16 protein-coding genes, 1 tRNA gene and 1 pseudogene are annotated in these 16,770 nt (G+C 72.7%); 10 read left to right on the forward strand and 8 right to left on the reverse strand.

The annotated features are described in order from the left end of the window. The 7 genes from KBY81_RS13990 to KBY81_RS14020 form a co-directional block, all read left to right on the forward strand. A partial coding sequence (locus KBY81_RS13990; RefSeq protein ID WP_254976806.1) for an efflux RND transporter periplasmic adaptor subunit occupies window positions 1–1,132 on the forward strand: 1,132 nt, incomplete at its 5' end. Continuing rightward, complete coding sequence (locus tag KBY81_RS13995) at window positions 1,132–4,248, forward strand: efflux RND transporter permease subunit (protein ID WP_254976807.1); 3,117 nt, start codon at window positions 1,132–1,134, stop codon at window positions 4,246–4,248. The genes KBY81_RS13990 and KBY81_RS13995, both read left to right, overlap by 1 nt. 24 nt (window positions 4,249–4,272) lie before the next feature. Continuing rightward, complete coding sequence (locus KBY81_RS14000; protein WP_254976808.1) at window positions 4,273–5,325, forward strand: metallophosphoesterase; 1,053 nt, start codon at window positions 4,273–4,275, stop codon at window positions 5,323–5,325. A gap of 54 nt (window positions 5,326–5,379) precedes the next feature. Next, window positions 5,380–5,529, forward strand: coding sequence for a hypothetical protein (locus tag KBY81_RS14005; RefSeq protein ID WP_181280145.1), 150 nt, complete (start codon window positions 5,380–5,382; stop codon window positions 5,527–5,529). Between the two features lie 10 nt (window positions 5,530–5,539). Next, window positions 5,540–6,349 carry an META domain-containing protein gene (locus KBY81_RS14010; protein ID WP_254976809.1) on the forward strand — a complete coding sequence of 270 codons (810 nt, stop codon included), beginning with the start codon at window positions 5,540–5,542 and terminating at the stop codon, window positions 6,347–6,349. Between the two features lie 92 nt (window positions 6,350–6,441). Continuing rightward, a complete protein-coding gene (locus KBY81_RS14015; protein ID WP_254976810.1) occupies window positions 6,442–7,155 on the forward strand; it encodes a hypothetical protein in 714 nt (237 codons plus the stop codon). A 135-nt stretch (window positions 7,156–7,290) separates the two neighbouring features. Then, window positions 7,291–8,001: a hypothetical protein gene (locus KBY81_RS14020; RefSeq protein WP_254972467.1), complete on the forward strand. Its 711-nt coding sequence runs from the start codon at window positions 7,291–7,293 to the stop codon at window positions 7,999–8,001. Here the strand turns inward: KBY81_RS14020 and KBY81_RS14025 are convergent. The 4 genes from KBY81_RS14025 to KBY81_RS14040 all read right to left on the reverse strand — a co-directional run bounded on the left by KBY81_RS14025 (window position 7,953) and on the right by KBY81_RS14040 (window position 11,532). After that, window positions 7,953–8,948, reverse strand: a complete 996-nt coding sequence (locus tag KBY81_RS14025; protein ID WP_254976811.1) for a RimK family alpha-L-glutamate ligase — start codon at window positions 8,946–8,948, stop codon at window positions 7,953–7,955. The two genes, KBY81_RS14020 and KBY81_RS14025, sit on opposite strands and share 49 nt — an antisense overlap. Then, window positions 8,927–9,304, reverse strand: a complete 378-nt coding sequence (locus KBY81_RS14030) for a hypothetical protein (protein ID WP_106221700.1) — start codon at window positions 9,302–9,304, stop codon at window positions 8,927–8,929. Before KBY81_RS14030 ends, KBY81_RS14025 begins: the two co-directional genes overlap by 22 nt. Before the next feature lie 170 nt (window positions 9,305–9,474). Beyond that, on the reverse strand, window positions 9,475–10,578 hold the full coding sequence (corA, locus tag KBY81_RS14035) for a magnesium/cobalt transporter CorA (RefSeq protein WP_254976812.1): 1,104 nt from the start codon (window positions 10,576–10,578) through the stop codon (window positions 9,475–9,477). A gap of 51 nt (window positions 10,579–10,629) precedes the next feature. After that, window positions 10,630–11,532 carry a prephenate/arogenate dehydrogenase gene (locus KBY81_RS14040; protein ID WP_254976813.1) on the reverse strand — a complete coding sequence of 301 codons (903 nt, stop codon included), beginning with the start codon at window positions 11,530–11,532 and terminating at the stop codon, window positions 10,630–10,632. 43 nt (window positions 11,533–11,575) lie between these two features. Between KBY81_RS14040 and KBY81_RS14045 the strand changes: the two genes are divergently transcribed. From KBY81_RS14045 to KBY81_RS14055, 3 genes are all read left to right on the forward strand, one after another. Then, window positions 11,576–13,033 carry a helicase gene (locus tag KBY81_RS14045; RefSeq protein WP_254976814.1) on the forward strand — a complete coding sequence of 486 codons (1,458 nt, stop codon included), beginning with the start codon at window positions 11,576–11,578 and terminating at the stop codon, window positions 13,031–13,033. 30 nt (window positions 13,034–13,063) lie between these two features. Then, entirely contained in the window at window positions 13,064–13,315 is a 252-nt protein-coding gene (locus KBY81_RS14050) for a DUF2839 domain-containing protein (protein ID WP_254972471.1), read from the forward strand. A gap of 98 nt (window positions 13,316–13,413) precedes the next feature. Further along, the gene (locus KBY81_RS14055) at window positions 13,414–13,779 is read left to right on the forward strand and encodes a DUF1815 family protein (protein ID WP_254976815.1); all 366 of its coding nucleotides are present in this window, start codon (window positions 13,414–13,416) and stop codon (window positions 13,777–13,779) included. Between the two features lie 48 nt (window positions 13,780–13,827). On the opposite strand, the gene recA is transcribed toward KBY81_RS14055, so the two are convergent. The 4 genes and pseudogenes from recA to KBY81_RS14075 form a co-directional block, all read right to left on the reverse strand. Further along, window positions 13,828–15,030, reverse strand: a complete 1,203-nt coding sequence (recA, locus tag KBY81_RS14060; RefSeq protein WP_219904282.1) for a recombinase RecA — start codon at window positions 15,028–15,030, stop codon at window positions 13,828–13,830. A 164-nt stretch (window positions 15,031–15,194) separates the two neighbouring features. Then, the gene (locus KBY81_RS14065; RefSeq protein WP_254976816.1) at window positions 15,195–15,989 is read right to left on the reverse strand and encodes an HAD family hydrolase; all 795 of its coding nucleotides are present in this window, start codon (window positions 15,987–15,989) and stop codon (window positions 15,195–15,197) included. 21 nt (window positions 15,990–16,010) lie between these two features. Next, a tRNA-Gln gene (locus KBY81_RS14070) sits at window positions 16,011–16,082 on the reverse strand. 114 nt (window positions 16,083–16,196) lie between these two features. Continuing rightward, a pseudogene (locus KBY81_RS14075) lies at window positions 16,197–16,770 on the reverse strand (AAA family ATPase); the annotation flags it as partial.

Consider the following 16,770-nt stretch of genomic DNA (forward strand, 5'->3'; position numbering starts at 1 on the left):
CGCCTGGGGTCCGCCCCTCGCGATCGCCGCGGCCGGCGCCGGACTCGCCGTCGCCGTCGTGGCGGTGTCCCGGCGTCCCCGCCCCCCCGCCGCCCGCCCCCTGCCGGTGGCGGTGGTGACCGCCCAGCCCGTCAGCCGGTACCTCACCAGCCGCGACTACACCGGCGAGGTGGTGGCCGGCCGCAGCAGCAGCCTCGGCTTCGAGCTGCCCGGCACCCTTGAGCAGGTGCTGGTGGAGGAGGGGGACCGGGTGGTGGCCGGCCAGCCGTTGGCCCACCTCGATCGCCGCCGGCTCCGGGCCCAGCGCCAGCAGTCCCTGGCCCAGCGGGACGTCGCGCTGGCCGCCGTGGAGGAGGTGCGTCAGCAGCTGCTCCTGGCCGAGCTGCAGCGCGACCGCCGCCGGCAGCTCCATGCCCAGGGGGCGATCTCCCGCGAGGACCTCGACCAGCAGATCCACGGCAGTGCCGCCCTGCGCAGCCGCCTCGTCCAGGCCGAAGCCCAGGTGGACGACGCCGAGGCCCGCCTGCGTCAGATCGATGTCGACCTGGCCCGCAGCGTGCTGGTGGCCCCCTTCGACGGCACGGTGGGCCGGCGGCGGCTCGATGAGGGCGTGGTGGTGAGCGGCGGCCAGGCGCTGATCACCCTGGTGGAGGCGGCCCCCCTGGAGGTGCGGGTGGGGGTCCCCCCCGACGCCGCCCGGGGCCTGCGGCCGGGGCAGCGCCATCCGGTGCGCGTCGGCGACCGGCGCCTGCAGGCCACCGTCAGCGCCCTGCTGCCGGAACTCGATGCCGGCAGCCGCACCGCCACGGTGGTGCTCAGGTTGCCGGCCGAGGATCTGCCGGTGGGGGCCACGGCCCGCCTCAGCCTGCGGCGCAGCGAGACGGGCGCCGGCTTCTGGCTGCCCACCACCTCCCTGGTGGCCGCCGAGCGGGGGCTCTGGTCGGTGTACGTGCTGGGCCCCGCCGGCCCCTCACCGGAACTGGGCCGCCCGGTGGTCCGGCGCCTGGTGGAGCCACTGCACAGCGAAGGCGACCGCTCCCTCGTGCGCGGCACCCTGCGCCCCGGCGACCGGGTGATCGCCGCCGGCACCCACCGGGTCGTGCCGGGGGTGCGGGTGCAGGAGGCACCCTGATGTTCGACATCTTTCACCGCAACCGCCAGCTGCAGCTGCTCACCCTGCTGCTGGTGGTGGTCTGGGGGTTGTCGGCCCTGCTCACCCTGCCGCGGCTGGAGGATCCCCTGATCACCCAGCGCAACGCCCTGGTGGTCACCGCCCTGCCGGGGGCCACGCCGGAGCGGGTCGAATCCCTCGTCACCGAACCCCTTGAGGAGGCCCTGCTGGAGCTGGAGGAGGTGGACCATCTCGACTCCACCTCCTCCACCGGCACCTCGGTGATCGCCGTGAGCCTGAAGGAATCGATCCGCCAGGTGGCGCCGGTGTGGGGCAAGGTGCGCAGCAAGATCGACGACGCCACCCCCGGCCTGCCGCCGGAGGCCACGGACCCGGAGTTCCGCGACGGCAACATCGGCGCCAGCGCCCTGATCGTCGGCCTCACCTGGGAGCTCGACACCCCCCCCAACCTGGGCCTGCTGACCCGGCTGGCCGACGACCTGGCCAGCCGTCTGCGCGCCCTCCCCGGCACCGACCGGGTGGAGCTCAGCGGCGAACCCGAGGAGGAGATCCGGGTGGAGATCGGCGCCCGGGAGCTGGCCCGGCTGGGCCTCACCCCGGCGGGCCTCTCCGAACGGATCGCTGCCAGCGACGCCAAGGAGGCCGCCGGCCAGGTGCGGGGCGCCCGCAGCGAGCTGCTGCTGGAGGTGGACGGTGCCATCGACTCCCTGGAGCGCATCCGCGCCATCCCGCTGCGCACTGGCGACGACGGTGCCGGCGCCCGTCTGGGGCAGGTGGCCGCCGTCAGCCGCGGGGTGCGCCAGCCCGCCTCCCGCCTGGCCCTGGTGGGGGGCCGTCCCGCCGTGGTGGTGTCAGCCACGGTGTCCTCCGGCTCCCGGGTCGACCTTTGGGCCCGCCAGGCCCGCGCCCAGCTCGAGGCGGTGCGCGCCACCCTGCCCGAGGGCCTGGGGCTGCAGACCGTGCTCGACCAGAGTCGCTACGTCCAGGAGCGTCTCGATGGCGTGATCGGCAACCTGGTCACCGGCTCGCTGCTGGTGGTGGCCGTGTCGGTGCTGATGCTCGGCGGCAGGGCCGCCCTGGTGGTGGGGGCGGCCCTGCCCCTGTCGGCCCTGATGGTGTTCGGCTGGATGCGGGTGCTGGAGGTGCCCCTGCACCAGATGTCGGCCACCGGCCTGGTGATCGCCCTCGGGCTGCTGATCGACAACGCCATCGTGGTGGTGGATGAGGTGCAGCAGCGGCTGCGCACCGGCGACAGCCCCTCGGCGGCGGTGCGTCGCTCCGTGCAGTACCTGCTGGTGCCGCTGCTGGCCTCCACCCTCACCACCGTGCTGGCCTTCGTGCCCATCGCCAGCTCACCGGGGGCCACCGGGGAGTTCATCGGCACGATCGGGCTCACCGTGATCCTGGCCCTGGCCAGCTCCCTGTTCCTCTCCCTCACCGTGATCCCGGCCCTCACCGCCCGGCTGCAGCCCTGGCAGCCCCTGGGGCCTGGCGTGCGCTGGTGGGAGCAGGGCCTCTCCCCGGCGCTTCTGGCCCACCCCTACCGCCGCTCCCTGCTCCAGACCCTGCGCCATCCCGGGCCGGGGGTGGCCCTCTGCCTGGTGCTGCCGCTGCTGGGGTTTCTGGCCTTCGCCAGCCTCGAGCAGCAGTTCTTCCCGCCCACCAACCGCGACCAGTTCCAGATCGAGCTGCGGCTGCCCCAGCAGAGCGCCCTGGGGCGCACCGAGGCCCTGGCGATGGCCGTGCGGCAGCGGATCCGTCAGGACCCCCACGTCGACGACGTGCACTGGTTTCTGGGCGAGAGCGCGCCGGCCTTCTTCTACAACGTGATCGCCTCCGAGGAGAACGCGCCGCACTACGCCCAGGGCCTGGTGCAGCTGCGGGGGGCCGAAGGGGTGCGGCCCACGATCCGCTCCCTCCAGCAGGCGCTGGATCGGGAGTTCCCCGAGGCCCAGATCCTGGTGAAGCAGCTGGAGCAGGGGCCCCCCTTCGAGGCGCCGATCGAGCTGCGGCTGGAGGGGGCCGATCTGGAGCAGCTGCGCCGCACCGGCGACGAGCTGCGCCGCCGCCTGGCCCAGCTCGAGCTCGTGACCCACACCGCCGCCAGCCTGAGCGAGGCCGTGCCCCGTCTGGCCCTGGCGGTGGACGAGGAGCAGGCCCGCCGCAGCGGCCTCGACAACCGCGCCATCGCCCGCCAGCTCCAGGGGGGCCTGGAGGGCATCGTCGGCGGCTCGATCCTGGAGGGGGTCACCACGGTGCCGGTGCGGGTGCGGGTGGCCGAAGCCCAGCGCGGCGATCTGGCGCAGGTGGCCTCCCTGGATCTGGTGGCACCCGGCAGCGCTGCACCCATTCCCCTGGGGGCCCTGGCCGGGCTGCGGCTCGAGCCGGAGCTGGCCGCGATCGAACGGCGCGACGGCCAGCGCATCAACACCGTGCAGGCCTTCCTGGCGGCCGGGGCGCTGCCGGAATCGGTGCTGCAGGACTTGCGCCGCCAGCTGGAGCGGCAGGGCTGGCAGCTGCCGGCCGGGGTGAGCCTGGCCTACGGCGGCGAGGCCGATGCCCGCGGCGAGGCGGTCGCCAACCTGCTCTCCACGGTGGGGGTGCTGGCGATCCTGATGACCGCCACCCTGGTGCTCTCCTTCCGCTCCTTCCGGATGGCTGCCCTGATCGCCTCAGTGGCGCTGCTGTCGGTGGGGCTGGCGGCCCTGGCCCTGAGGCTCAGCGGATCACCCTTCGGCTTCACCGCCATCCTCGGCACCCTCGGGCTGATCGGGCTGGCGGTGAACGACTCGATCGTGGTGCTCACCGCCATCCGCACCGATCCGCTGGCCCGGAGCGGTGATCCGGCCGCCACCGCCGCGGTGGTGGAGCACGCCACCCGCCATGTGCTCGCCACCACGATCACCACCGTGGTCGGCTTCCTGCCCCTGATGCTCGATGCCTCAGGTTTCTGGCCGCCGCTGGCGATCGCCGTGTCCGGCGGCCTGGTGGGGGCCACGGCCCTGGCCCTGTACTACGTGCCGGCTGCCCACGGTCTGCTGGCACGGGCCGGGCGGGCGCCATCGGGGACCCTGGCGACGGCTGCCGGCGCCTGGCCCGCTGAGGGTCCATCCTGAGCATCGGATCGCTCCGTTGCCGCCATGCCGCCGACCCTGGGCCGTCGCCAGGTGCTCACGCTCTCCGGCCTCGCCCTGGGGGCGGGGCTCTGGCAGGCAAACCGGCCAGCCCGGGCCCTCGCCGAAGGCCTGGCCGCCTCCGGCCTGGTGGCCCCGCCCCGCGGTGGCACCCGCCTGGTGCTGATCAGCGACCTCAACGCCGCCTACGGCTCCACCACCTACATCGCCGAGGTGCACCGCGGCGTGGCCCTGATCCCCTCGCTGCAACCGGATCTGGTGATCTGCGCCGGCGACATGGTGGCGGGCCAGAAGGCGGGGCTCGGGCGGCAGCGGCTGGCCGCCATGTGGGCGGGCTTCGACCGCAGCGTTCTGGGCCCGCTGCGCCGAGCCGGCCTGCCCTTCGCCCCGGCGATGGGCAACCACGACGCCTCCGGCGCCCGCTCCGGCGGCCGCTTCCTCTTCGAGGACGACCGCCGCGAGGCTTCCCGCTTCTGGCGGGCGCGCCGCGACGCCCTGGGCCTGACGTTCGTCGACAGCGGCGACTTTCCCTTCCACTACGCCATCCGCCAGAAGGAGGCGTTCGTGCTGGTGTGGGACGCCTCCAGCGCAACGGTGCCAGCGGAGCAGCTGCGCTGGGCGGAGCGGGTCCTGGCGGGCCCCGCCGCCCGCTCCGCCGGCCGGCGCCTGGTGGTGGGCCACCTGCCGCTGCGGGCCGTGAGCCAAGGCCGCGACCGGCCGGGGGAGGTGCTGGCCCAGCCGGCGGCCCTGCAGCAGTTGCTGGAGCGCCACGGGGTGGAGGCCTACGTGAGCGGCCATCAGCACGCCTACTTCCCCGCCCGCCTGGGGCGGCTGGATCTGTTCCACCTCGGGGCCATGGGCAGCGGCCCCCGCCGGCTGCTGGGCCAGGCCACCAACCCCTTCCAGACCCTCACGGTGCTGGATCTGGTCGGCAGCCCGCCCCGACTGGTGGACACCAGCGTCGATCTGCGCACCCTGCGGCGCATCGACCCCAGCCGGCTGCCCCGCACCCTCAGCGATGCCGCCGGCCGGGTCCTGCCCCGGCGCCCCGACGGGTGAGCGGCGGGCCCGACGCCGGCGGATCTATCGTCGCCGCGATCGCAGGCCGACGTCATGAAGCTTCCGGAAGGCTGGCGGATCTACGCCCTGGTCATCGGTCTGAACGTGCTGGCCCTCTCGTTCTGGTGGCTCGACCGCGACGTGGCGCCCCATACCGTCAAAGGGGGCATCGGCGCCTGGATCGCCGCCCGCCTCGGACCCTGAGCCCCCTGTGATGACGATGCAAGCGAACGCGCAGCGCCGCCCCCCCGCCCTTGTGGCCGGCGTCTGGGCGTTGGCACTCCTGCCGGCGGCGCCCCTGACCGCGGCCCTCGCTTCCACTGCGTCCGCCGCCCGGCTGGAGAACACCGCCTGGGTGGTGGAGCGGCTGGGGGACCGCCCCCCTGTGGGGGGCACCAGCCTGACGCTGCGCTTCGAGAACGGCCGGGTGGCCGGCAGCGACGGCTGCAACCGCTATGGCGCCCCCGTCAGCGTGCGGGGGACCACCCTGCAGGTGTCGCCCCGGGGCATGAGCACCAAGATGGCCTGCCCGCCGGCGGTGATGCAGCAGGCCGAGGCCTTCCAGACGGCCCTGCGGAACAGCCGGGGCTTCCGCCTCGGCGGTGAGCGCCTTCGCCTGCTCGCCGCCGACGGCCGGCCCCTGCTGGTGCTGGTGCCCCAGGCACAGCAGCTGGTGGGCAGCAGCTGGCGCGTGGCGGGCTTCAACAACGGCCGCCAGGCCCTGGTGAGTCCGATCCTGGGCACCTCCCTGTCGGTTCGCCTCCTCAAGGGCAACCAGCTGGCCGGCACGGCGGGCTGCAACCGGTTCACCGCGCCGGTGCGGCTGGAGGGCACTCGCCTGCACATCGGCACCCCGGTGGCGACCCGCCGCCGCTGTCCGGGCGCCGGGGTGATGGAGCAGGAGCGGCAGTTCCTGGCCGCCCTGCCCACTGCCGTCAGCCTGCGGCTGGAGGGCGATTCCCTTGAACTGCGCCGCGCCGACGGCGCCATCGCCCTGAGCCTGCGCCGCGTTCCGGGGCCCTGAGCCGGGGATGGTCGGCGGCCCCCGGTCCAGCGGCGTCCAGCGGTCCCAATCCCTTCCAGCGGCTAGCGTCTGCAGGGCGATGGTGACCAGCCATGGATCTGCCGAGGGTGGTGTTCTTCGGACGCACCGGGGCTGACGCCCTGGCCTTCTTCAACCTCGATCTGGCGGCCTGGCGCGGCCAGCGGGTCCTCGACTGCCCCGGCGGTCCCGGCTCCTTCACCGCCCTGGCAAGGGCCGCCGGGGTGGAGAGCGTGGCGGCGGACCCCCTCTACGACCTGTCGATGGCGGATCTGGAGCAACGCTGCCGCGACGACGTCGCCTTCACCATGGAGCGCCTGGCCCGCAGTGCCTCGGTGCGGCCGGACTTCGACCTGTCCAGGTTCCGCCAGGGAAAGATGGAGGCCCTGGAGGCGTTCCTGGCCGACCGGCGGGAGCACCCGGAGGCCTACCGGGCGGCGGCGCTGCCTTCCCTTCCCTTCGAGTCGGCCAGCTTCGATCTGGTGCTCTGCGGCCACCTGCTCTTCTGCTACGCACCGATCGCCGACGGCGGGCTCAGCGAACAGCCCGACTTCGACCTGGACTGGCACCGTCTCGCCCTGGCCGAACTGCTGCGGGTGAGCCGGCGGGAGGTGCGCCTCTACCCGGCCCACACGATCGAACGGCGCCCCCGGGTCCATCCCTGGGTGGAGCCCCTGCTGGCCTCCCTGCCCCCTGGCTGGCAGGGCCAGCTGGAGGACACCGCCTACGACGAGGGCTTCGAAGGGGCGACCCCGATGCTGCGGTTGCGCCGTGGGGATGCCGGCTGAGCGGAATCGCCGGATCACGACTTCAACACATTAAACAGTTGTTGTTGCTACAAAAGCCGGGGAATGTAACAGAGCGTGGCTGCATTCCACCGCTGGAGACACACTGAAAAAACATTGCACCCGGAGTGAATCCCCATGACGTATCTGACCTGGAGGCGGGAGCTGGTGCGCTCCGCCATCGATCAGATGCTGGAGGCCACCGATCCCGACCGCGGCCCCTTCGGGGATGGGGGTGTTCTGTTCAACGCCATGATGCAGGAGCTGACCCGGAGCCTGCCGGCGCTGGAGATCGTGGCCGCCGCCGACGACATCCTCACCGCCCATCGGGGGTTCTGCGAGGGCCGCAGCTGCGAGGTGGCCCAGGCCCTCAAGGTGTGTCTGTCGATGCCGGCGGAGAAGCAGGGCCTCGAACGCCGTCTGGTGCTGGATCGCGAACGGGTGGAGCACAACGCCCTCGGCCATGACGCCAACCTGCTGCTCGTCTGGGATGGCCACCGCGGCAGCGCCATCGAGGAGCTGGGCGCCGCCGCCCTCAGTGAGCGCTTCCCCTGCCAGGGCACCGAGGCCCGCTGGAACACCGACGAGTTCGTGGCCCTGCTGGAGGCCCGTGCCCTGCAGTGCCGCCGCACCCGGGTGGCCCTGGAGATCGTGGCGGAGGATCCCGCCACCACCCCCTCGGCCGGCACCGTGGTGCTGGTGTTCCCCGCCGACGCCGGCACCCGCCCCTGGGTGGCCACCGTGGCCGTGGCCCTGCGCTCCGAGGAGCTGCCCGAGAGCGAGCCCCCCACCCTCGATGGCTACCAGGCCATGCGGGTGCTGGCGGGGCCGAGCAGGACCTCGGCATAGCGGTCGAAGGCCTCCCCCTCGGCCAGGAACAGGCGCGGAATCACCAGCTCGCACTCCAGCAGCAGCAGGTCCCCCGCCCCATCGCGGATGCCGTCGATGCGGGCGTAGGGCAGCACCCCGAAGCGACGGCGCAGGCGCTCCTCGATCGCCGCGGCCCAGCGTCGCTCCGCCACACTCGCCTGCCGCAGGGTGTTGGTGCCGCCGAAGCGTTCGTGGGCGATCCAGCCACCGGCCGCCACGGTCTTGGCCACCGCGTGGGAGAAACGCCCGCCGAGCATCACGGCACTGAACTCCCCCTCCCGGCAGACCGCACTCAGAAACGGCTGCAGACACACCTCCCCGTGCCGGGTGAGTGCGGCCAGCCAGCCATCGACCGCCCCGGCCGCCACCGGCTGGCTTCCATCGGCCGCGGTGATCGTCAGGCGGGCACCCTCCCGACGCACCCGGTAGGTGTGCCAGCTCTTCGAGCCGATCGCCGGCTTGAGCACCGCCTCCTGCCAGCCGCCGTCCTCCAGCAGCTCCACCAGGGATCCGCACCAGCCCCGCGGCAGCCAGCGGCTGGGGATCAGGGCCACCCCCTCCCGGGCGAGCCTGGGCAGGTAGTCGTTCTTGGCGTTGCCGGCCTCAATCACCGCCAGGGGGTTGGCCAGGGGCACCCCGAGGCTGCCGAGCTGCTGCGCCAGGGCCCGGATCCGGGGCAGGAAATCGGGATGTTGATGGCTGCCGCGGCAGTCGCGCACCGTAACCAGATCGAAGCGGCTCCAGTCATCGTCGCCAGCGGCACGTGGCCCGTCCGCAGCCCGCTCGCAGGCCGCCAGCGGGGGCAGGGGCACCAGCTCACTGGCGATGCCGCGCCGGGCGAGACGGGCCCGCAGCGCCGGCGTCTCGTCGTGGATCCGCCCCAGGTGCAGCAGGGCGATCCGCTTCAGGTGGGCAGGATCCCCCACTCGCGCTTGACCTGCACGCTGGTGATCTCCCAGGCCTCCTCGGCCGCCACCACCGATCCGCGGGGCTCCTCGGGCGTCAGGCCGCGCCGGGCAAACTCGTTCTGCAGCAGCAGCTGGAACAGCACGCTCTGGGACACCAGCCCACGCAGCCGATCCTCACCGCCCAGCCGCGCCATCAGCACCGGATGGCCCTCACAGTCCCGCAGGGCCCGCAGTTGCTGCTGCAGCCAGACCCGCTCGTACTGCAGCATCGCATCGCTGCAGCGGGAGAGGTTGTCCCGGTAGCAGCCGGCATGGCACTTGATGGCCCCTTCCGACAGGCCGGCCGCCGTGCCGGCGTCCTTCAGGAGCTGCATTGCTTCGCTCAGGAAACTCACGCGTCGTCACCGCATCCAGAGCAACGCTAGAAACAGCGGGCGCCACTGCCCACGAAGGGGCTGGCGCGGCAATGATCCGTAGCGGGGAGAAAGAAAAGCCAAAAACTGTGGCTTTGGCTACATCATCGCGTCAGGGGCGGGCGGGGCCCTCAGAGCCACTGCTTGCGGCGGAAGTAGAGGTACAGGGAGACGCTGATCACGATCATCACCGCCCACACCAGGTAATAGCCTCCACGCCACTCCAGCTCGGGCATCTCCTTGAAGTTCATCCCATAGACACCGGCGATGAAGGTGAGGGGGATGAAGATCGTGGAGATGATCGTCAGCACCTTCATCACCTCGTTCATCCGATGGCTGAGGGTCGAGAGGTAGGTGTCGTGCATGCCTCCGAGAATGTCGCGGTGGGTCTCGACCAGGTCGATGATCTGGATGCAGTGATCGTAGAGATCGCGCCAGAACACCCGGCTCTCGGCCGTCAGCAGGGGCGATTCGCTCTTGACGATCATGGCCACCTCCTCCCGGATCGGCCAGACGGCCTTGCGCAGGCTGAGAATGGACCGTTTGAGGCCATGGATCTCCTTGATGTCGCCGGGGCGGGGATCCTCCAGCAGGCGGTCGTCCACCTCCTCGATGATGTCGCCCATCCGTTCCACGGCCAGGAAGTAATGATCGACAACGGCATCCAGCAGCGAGTAGGCGAGGTAGTCGGCCTTCATCCAGCGGATCCGGCCTCCTGAGGAGCGGATCCGGTCACGCACCCCATCGAAGACATCGCCATCGTCCTCGAGGAAGGAGATCACGAAGTGGTCGCCGAGGATCACGCTGACGTGCTCGATATCAATGGTCTGGGTGTCTTCGTTGAAGGCGATCATCTTCAGCACCATGAAGACGTACCCCGGAAACTCCTCCACCTTGGGCCGCTGGGTGGTGTTGGCGATGTCCTCCAGCGTCATCGGATGCAGGCCGAAGCCTTGGCCGAGCCGCTCCACCAGGGCGACGTCATGGACGCCACTGACGTTCATCCATGTGATGCTGCCCGCCGCCACCGTCTCGGCGCAGCCTTGCACCGAGACATCCTGGTGCTCCGACCAACCCTCAGCGTCGTAGTGGATGACGTTGATCTGCACCTTGGCCAGGCGCCGCTCGCCCACGAACTCCACGGTGCCCGGGGGGGAGCCCGGCCGGATCCGGCGGCTGCGGATACCGCCGGCGCCGCGGCTGCGCTTGGACGATCGCGATGGCCTGGTCTTCATCGCCGGGCCCGGAGGCCTCCATGTGCCGAGGAGCCTATCGGCATCCCCCGGTCAGAGGAAGTCGGGCCGCAGCTGTTGACTGCGCGCCAGCGACCGCTCCAGAGCGCCCCAGTCCTCCGCCCGCACCAGCGCCTCGAGGTCGGCCAGGGAGCGCCGGTAGTGGCCCAGGGCCTCCAGCAGCGCCGCACGGTTGGCCTGGGCCATCAGCCTGCCCAGCTCCGGGTTGCCGCCACCGACCCGGGTCGTGTCGGCGAAGCCGCTGGAGGCCAGGGCCCGCACCAGCCCGGCCCCGACCTCCGGCGCCCCGCCGGCCTCACCGCCTCCCGCATCCGCCGCCTGCAGCAGGGCCGCCCCCACCAGCACCGGCAGATGGGAGATCAGGGCCACGGCCCGGTCATGGGCCTCGGCCTCGCAGCACAGCCAGCACGCCCCGAGGACCTCCGCCAGCTCCCGCACCGCCTCCAGCGCCGCCGGATCCGTGTCCGGCGCCGGGGTCGCCACCCAGGGCCGTCCCCGGAACAGCCCCCGCTCCCCCGCCTCCACCCCGGCCCGGGCCGTGCCCGCCATCGGATGGGAGGCCACGAACCGGGACGGGGCCGGGCCCTCGCCGGCCGCCTGCAGCAGCTGACGCCAACGGCGCAGCACCGGCCCCTTCACCGAGCCCACATCGGTGACCACCGCCGCGGCCGGCAGGGCAGCCAGCAGGGCGGGCTCGGGATCCAGCAGCCGGTCGAGGGGCAGGGCCAGCAGCACCAGTCCGCAGCCCTCGAGCACGGCCGGATCGGTGCTCACCGCACTGGCCAGCCCCCGCTCCCTGGCCCGCTCGGCGGTGGCCGGCCGGTGCACCAGGGCCCGCACCTGGGCACCGGCCGCCAGCAGATCGAGCCCCAGGGAGCCGCCGATCAGCCCCAGGCCCACCACCCCCACCGGTTCGCGCTGCCAGAGGGGTGTCATCGTCGCTGCGGATCGGCTGGGGCCAGCTTCCTACGATCCGGCGATGTTGGAAGCCCGCGCCCACCAGCACCTCAAGGCTCTCCTGCAGCGGGAGGGGGTGGAACGCTGGCCCCATCACCTCACCCTCAGCCGGCTGGTGGCCCGCAGCCTGCGCCGGGCCGACCACACCCTGGTGCGCCTGGCCCCCGGCACCGCCCCCAGCTGGTGGATCAGCCTGCTGGTGCCCCTGGCCCTCAGCGACGTTCCCCTGGCCCTGGTGGTGACCCCGGCCCTGCGCCAGCGGCTGCTGCGGGTGGAGTGGCCCCGGCTGCGCAGCGTGGGCCTGGAGCTGGCCTGCTGGGAAGGTCCCGGGGCCCCCGCCGGCACACCGCTCTGGCTGCTCGACCACCGCGAGCTGGTGGCGGCCTGGCGCTGCGGCGAGCTGGGGGAACGGCAACTGGTGATCCCCGAGGCCGAGACGCTGGAGACGGCCCTGCGCGAGGCCCTGGAGGTGGAGCTGGAGCCCCGCCACTGGGACCAGCTGCGCCGCGTCCAGCCCAGCGCCGAAGCCTGCCTGCTGGGCCTGCATGAGCGGCTCAGCCGCCGGGTGCTCGCCCATCCCCGCTCCCCCCAGCGGCTGGTGGCCCTGGCCGACGATGACGAGGCCCCCCTGCGCCATCTGCTGCGGCTGCTGGAGCCCCTGCCGGAGCCCTGGCCGAGCTGGCTGCGCGCCGGGGCGGGCTGGAGCAGCTGGGCCCGGGTGGATCACTCCCTGCTGCAGTGGAACCTGCTGCGCCAGCCCCTCGAACCCCTGGGTGAACTGGCCGGCCTGCTGGTGGGCCGGGGGGCGGTGCTGATCGGCGAGCTGGCCACCGGTCGGGCGGCGGAGGGCCAGCCCGCCTCCGGTGCCGCCCTGGGGCTGAAGCCCGCGGTGGTGCTCGATCTGGCCGATCCCCCCCTGTCCGACCCCCTGCCCCTCTACGCCCCCCTGCGCCAGCCCCTCCCCAACAGTCCCCAGTACGCCGAGCACCTGCTGGAGCAGGGCCGGCGGCTGGTGCTGGGCCAGAGCGGCCTGTCGGTGGTGCTGATCGACGATCCGGCCCTTTGCCTGGGCCTGGCCAGCGGCCTGGCTGCCGAGTTCGGCAGCCGGGTGTGCCACCAGAACCTGGCCCCGGAGAGCAACGGGGTGGTGTGCTGCAGCTGGGAGTGGTGGCTGGAGCACCAGCCGCGCCTGCCCCTGCCCTGCCAGGTGGTGGTGGGCCTGCTGCCGATCGCCAGCCTGGAGGATCCGCTCACCGCGGCCCGGGTCGGGGTGCTGCGCCAGCAGGGCCGTGACTGGTTCCGGGAACTGCTGCTGCCGGAGGCCCTCAACCGGCTGCAGCGGGGCGTGGCGGGGCTGCGCCGCAGCGGCGGCCGGCTGGCGGTACTGGATGGTCGCCTGCGGGGCCGCAGCTGGGGCCGGCTGGTGTTCACCGCCCTGGAGCCCTGGGTGGCCCTGACCCGGTTGCGGCCCGACTCCTAGCCTGCCTCCAGTGTTGCGACCGAATCTCCGATGGGGGAAGCCAAACGCCGGGCCGAGCAGGGTCTGCCGCCCCGCGACAAGCCACGCGCCAGCAAGACCAAGACCGTGGACACCTCGCCCCGCATCGCCCCCTGGCTGCCCCTGACCCGCAACCAGGCCTCCCGCTTCGTGGCCATCACCACCAAGGGCGCCTGGATCGGCATCGGTGCCCTGGCCCTGTTCTGGGTGACCGTGCGCTTCATCGGCCCGGCGGCGGGCTGGTGGACCCTGGCCGACGGCTGAGTGCGGCCGCCGCGTGCGGGTCTCCCCACCGGCGCCGCAGCGCCTGGCAAGAATCGGAAGAAATCCTTATGATCTGCGGATCGTGATGGGAACGACCCATGTTTCTCCGGCTGGCCGAGCAGTACCGCTCGGCCGTTGAGGATCTGATCCTGAGCCTCCAGGCCCTGGCAGTGTCCCTGCGGAAACAGGGCCATGTGGCCACCTGCTACACCTGCGGTGACGGCCGCGACGGCCATGGGGCCTCCTTCGTCGCCGACCTGGGCGACAACCACATGGTTCGCCTGCTGGTGTCCGATTTCGGCATCAGCTGGGTGGAGTCCCGCCACGGCCAGGAGCTGGTGAAGCTCGAGGGCGCCGACGCCATCCAGGAACTGCAGCGGGTGGTGCTGGTGCTGCAACCCACGGCCGAGCCGGTCGCGGCCAGCACCAGGGCCACCGGATCGGCGCTTCCGGCCCAGCCCTGAACCAGGCGCCCCGGTGACCCCGGGTGCCTGGCCCCGGTGCTCCCGGAATCAGCCGGCGGCGGGCAGTTCCTCCGGCTCGGCGGCCTCGGCACCGGCCGAAGGTTTGGCCGCCGCCAGCTTGGCCGCCGCCGCCAGGGGCTTCATCGAGTTGGCGGTGACCTCGGAGCCCTCGGTGAGCTTCTGACGGGTGAGCGTCTCGATCACCTCCTTCGGCGCGGGGTTCTGCTCCAGCCAGGCGATCGTGTTGTCGCGGCCCTGGCCGATGTTGTCGCCCTCGTAGCTGTACCAGGCGCCCTTGCGGGTGACCACGCCCGTTTCCTCGGCCAGATCGAGCAGGCAGCCCAGGGTGCTGATGCCGCGGCCGAACAGGATGTCGAACTCGGCGATGCGGAAGGGGGGGGCCACCTTGTTCTTCGCCACCTTCACCTTGGCCCGGATGCCGTACTCCTCGGTGCCGCGCTTGAGGGTCTGGATGCGACGGATGTCGAGTCGCACCGAGGCATAGAACTTGAGGGCGTTGCCACCAGTGGTGGTTTCCGGGTTGCCGTAGGTGACGCCGATCTTCTGGCGCAGCTGGTTGAGGAAGATCACCGTGCAGCCGGACTTGCCGATGTTGCCGGTGATCTTGCGCATGGCCTGGCTCATCAGCCGGGCCTGGCTGCCCACCGCCAGGTCGCCCATCTCCCCCTCGATCTCGGCCCGGGGCGTGAGGGCCGCCACCGAGTCGACGACGACGATGTCGACGGCGGCCGAGCGCACGAGCTGGTCGACGATCTCCAGGGCCATCTCGCCGGTGTCCGGCTGGGAGACCAGCAGGTTCTCGATGTCGACCCCGAGGGCGGCGGCATAGACCGGATCGAGGGCATGCTCCGCATCCACGAAGGCCGCCACGCCGCCGCGCTTCTGCACCTCGGCGATGGCATGGAGGGTGAGGGTGGTCTTGCCGGAGCTCTCCGGTCCGTAGACCTCCACCACCCGGCCCTTGGGATAGCCGCCCCCGAGGGCCAGATCGAGGGTGAGCGCCCCGGTGGGAACCGTTTCCACCCGCATGCGGGAGGCATCCCCCAGCCGCATGATCGAGCCCTTGCCGAAGTTGCGCTCGATCTGGGTGAGCACCAGGCCCAGGGCCTTGTCGCGCTCCGCGGCGGCCCGGGGATCGCCGCTGGGGGCGGCGGCGGACACGTAGGAGGTGGACGGGGAGGTGGAGGAAGACGCGGCGGCGGCGGCCGTGGCCCTGGAATCGGCAGGCATGGTGGGGGTGGGTGATGGAACGGGCCGCAGCAGGCCGGAGCCGTGCAGACGGGTGGTGGGAGAGGGGGCCGGAACCAGGCGCCATCCTGCGACCTCTGGACAACCAGTGCCACCCGGAGAGGCCGGCGTATCAATCCCGTGTAGTACGGGCGTACTCTAGCGGTTCATGGCCAGAGCGCCAGGGGGGCCTCGAAGCCGGCGGGCTCCAGCCAGTGGATGCCGAGGGGGGCCAGCCCCTCCCCGTCCCCGGGACCCAGGTACCCCCACGACACCAGACAGCAGCGCACCGCCTCCAGCCCGGGGGTCCGCCGCACCAGCTCCAGGGTGGGGCGGCGGTCCTCGATGAACCACAGGGGACGCTCCTCGGGGTCATGCCCGGCCACCAGCTGCGCCAGCACCGACGGCTTGCTGCCCTGTTCGTGGCCGTACAGGGCCAGGGGCGTGAGGCCGGCGGCGGCCAGCAGGCGGGCGGCGAAGGCCCCGCCCTTGGTGGTGAGCACCGCCCAGTCGGCCCCCTCCGCCGCCAGACGGCCCAGGCGCGCCTCGACACCGGGGTAGAAGCGGTGCAGGGCCAGCCAGGCGTCGAGATCGGTGGCGATGGCCTCGGCCCGCAGCCCCTCGAGCGCCTGCTGCAGCTGGTCGGTCGTCCAGCCCCAGCGCCGCAGGGCCGTTCTGAGGAAGGTGTCGTAATCGGCCAGGGCGGTGGCGAGATCGACGTCGGGCCGTCCCAGCTCGGCGGCCATCAGCACCATCTCCCAGCCCTTGTGGATCAGGGGCCGCAGCAGGGCGAAGCCCGGCGGCGCCTGCTCCGGCAGGTGCCAGCCGGCGGGGGCGGCACCGGCGCCGACAGCCCCGGCGACCAGGGCAATGGCCGCCCGCCGGGCCGACCACCAGTACTCGGCCATGCCGTCCACCAGCACGCCGTCGAAATCGAACACCAGCAACGGGCGTTCAGGCACCGGTGGAGAAAGGAGAAAAAACTGGGCCGCTAGGATTCGAACCTAGGAATGTCGGGACCAAAACCCGATGCCTTACCGCTTGGCGACGGCCCAATCAAGCCCATGGGATGGGGCAGGCGTCGGTGCGAAACCGGCGCCCTGCTAGTTACCCACAGCGGCTGGTCCTTCGTCAACTCGCCGGCACCCACCCCCCGGCGGCAGGCCCCTTCAGGCGGGGAAGACCCGCAGGCGCTGCTGCAGGCCGCGCCCGAAGACGGCACTGCGCAGCCGGTAGTGGTGCACCAGCTCGGCCTGCAGGGCCCGCACCGCCTCGCTGCGGGGCAGCAGCTCCACCGGCCGTCCCTCGGGGAGCACCACCTGCTCCACCGCCAGCCGGCATTCCTCCAGGGCCGCGTGGGCGTCGTCGAGGCGAGCCGGTACGGCCGGTTCCCCTCCGTCCGCCCCGTCTCCCCCCCGCCGCCGCTCCAGCAGGCGCTCCATGGCCCGCTGCAGCTGGTGGGGGGTGTCGGATTTGATCACCAGGATCGGCAGGCCGAGGTCGCGGGCCTGGCGGCGCAGCTCCGGGTCGCGCCCCAGCTGGCCCCGCACGCTCAGCACCGCATCGGCCTGCTCCGGGCCCTCCACCACCTGCACCGGCAACTGGCGGCGGCGCACCGCCTCCTCCAGCTGCTGGGCCGCCAGCCCCACCCCGTAGACCCGCAGGGCGGGCACCGCCGGGGCCGAGGCGGCGGCGGGGGCCGGCCGGGGGGCCGTCGGATCGGGCAGGGGCACCACCGCCAGG

The organism is Cyanobium sp. Lug-B (assembly GCF_024345635.1).
Taxonomy (GTDB): Bacteria; Cyanobacteriota; Cyanobacteriia; order PCC-6307; family Cyanobiaceae; genus Cyanobium; species Cyanobium minutissimum.

Bases quoted from the DNA above. Each gene is read 5' to 3' on its own strand.
- KBY81_RS14000 (WP_254976808.1), top strand. From the start codon at position 4,273: ATGCCGCCGACCCTGGGCCGTCGCCAGGTGCTCACGCTCTCCGGCCTC.
- KBY81_RS14050 (WP_254972471.1), top strand. From the start codon at position 13,064: ATGGGGGAAGCCAAACGCCGGGCCGAGCAGGGTCTGCCGCCCCGCGAC.
- KBY81_RS14055 (WP_254976815.1), top strand. From the start codon at position 13,414: ATGTTTCTCCGGCTGGCCGAGCAGTACCGCTCGGCCGTTGAGGATCTG.
- KBY81_RS14015 (WP_254976810.1), top strand. From the start codon at position 6,442: ATGGATCTGCCGAGGGTGGTGTTCTTCGGACGCACCGGGGCTGACGCC.
- KBY81_RS13995 (WP_254976807.1), top strand. From the start codon at position 1,132: ATGTTCGACATCTTTCACCGCAACCGCCAGCTGCAGCTGCTCACCCTG.
- recA (WP_219904282.1), bottom strand. From the start codon at position 15,030: ATGCCTGCCGATTCCAGGGCCACGGCCGCCGCCGCCGCGTCTTCCTCC.
- KBY81_RS14020 (WP_254972467.1), top strand. From the start codon at position 7,291: ATGACGTATCTGACCTGGAGGCGGGAGCTGGTGCGCTCCGCCATCGAT.
- KBY81_RS14045 (WP_254976814.1), top strand. From the start codon at position 11,576: ATGTTGGAAGCCCGCGCCCACCAGCACCTCAAGGCTCTCCTGCAGCGG.
- KBY81_RS14010 (WP_254976809.1), top strand. From the start codon at position 5,540: ATGACGATGCAAGCGAACGCGCAGCGCCGCCCCCCCGCCCTTGTGGCC.
- KBY81_RS14040 (WP_254976813.1), bottom strand. From the start codon at position 11,532: ATGACACCCCTCTGGCAGCGCGAACCGGTGGGGGTGGTGGGCCTGGGG.
- KBY81_RS14030 (WP_106221700.1), bottom strand. From the start codon at position 9,304: ATGCAGCTCCTGAAGGACGCCGGCACGGCGGCCGGCCTGTCGGAAGGG.
- KBY81_RS14005 (WP_181280145.1), top strand. From the start codon at position 5,380: ATGAAGCTTCCGGAAGGCTGGCGGATCTACGCCCTGGTCATCGGTCTG.
- corA (WP_254976812.1), bottom strand. From the start codon at position 10,578: ATGAAGACCAGGCCATCGCGATCGTCCAAGCGCAGCCGCGGCGCCGGC.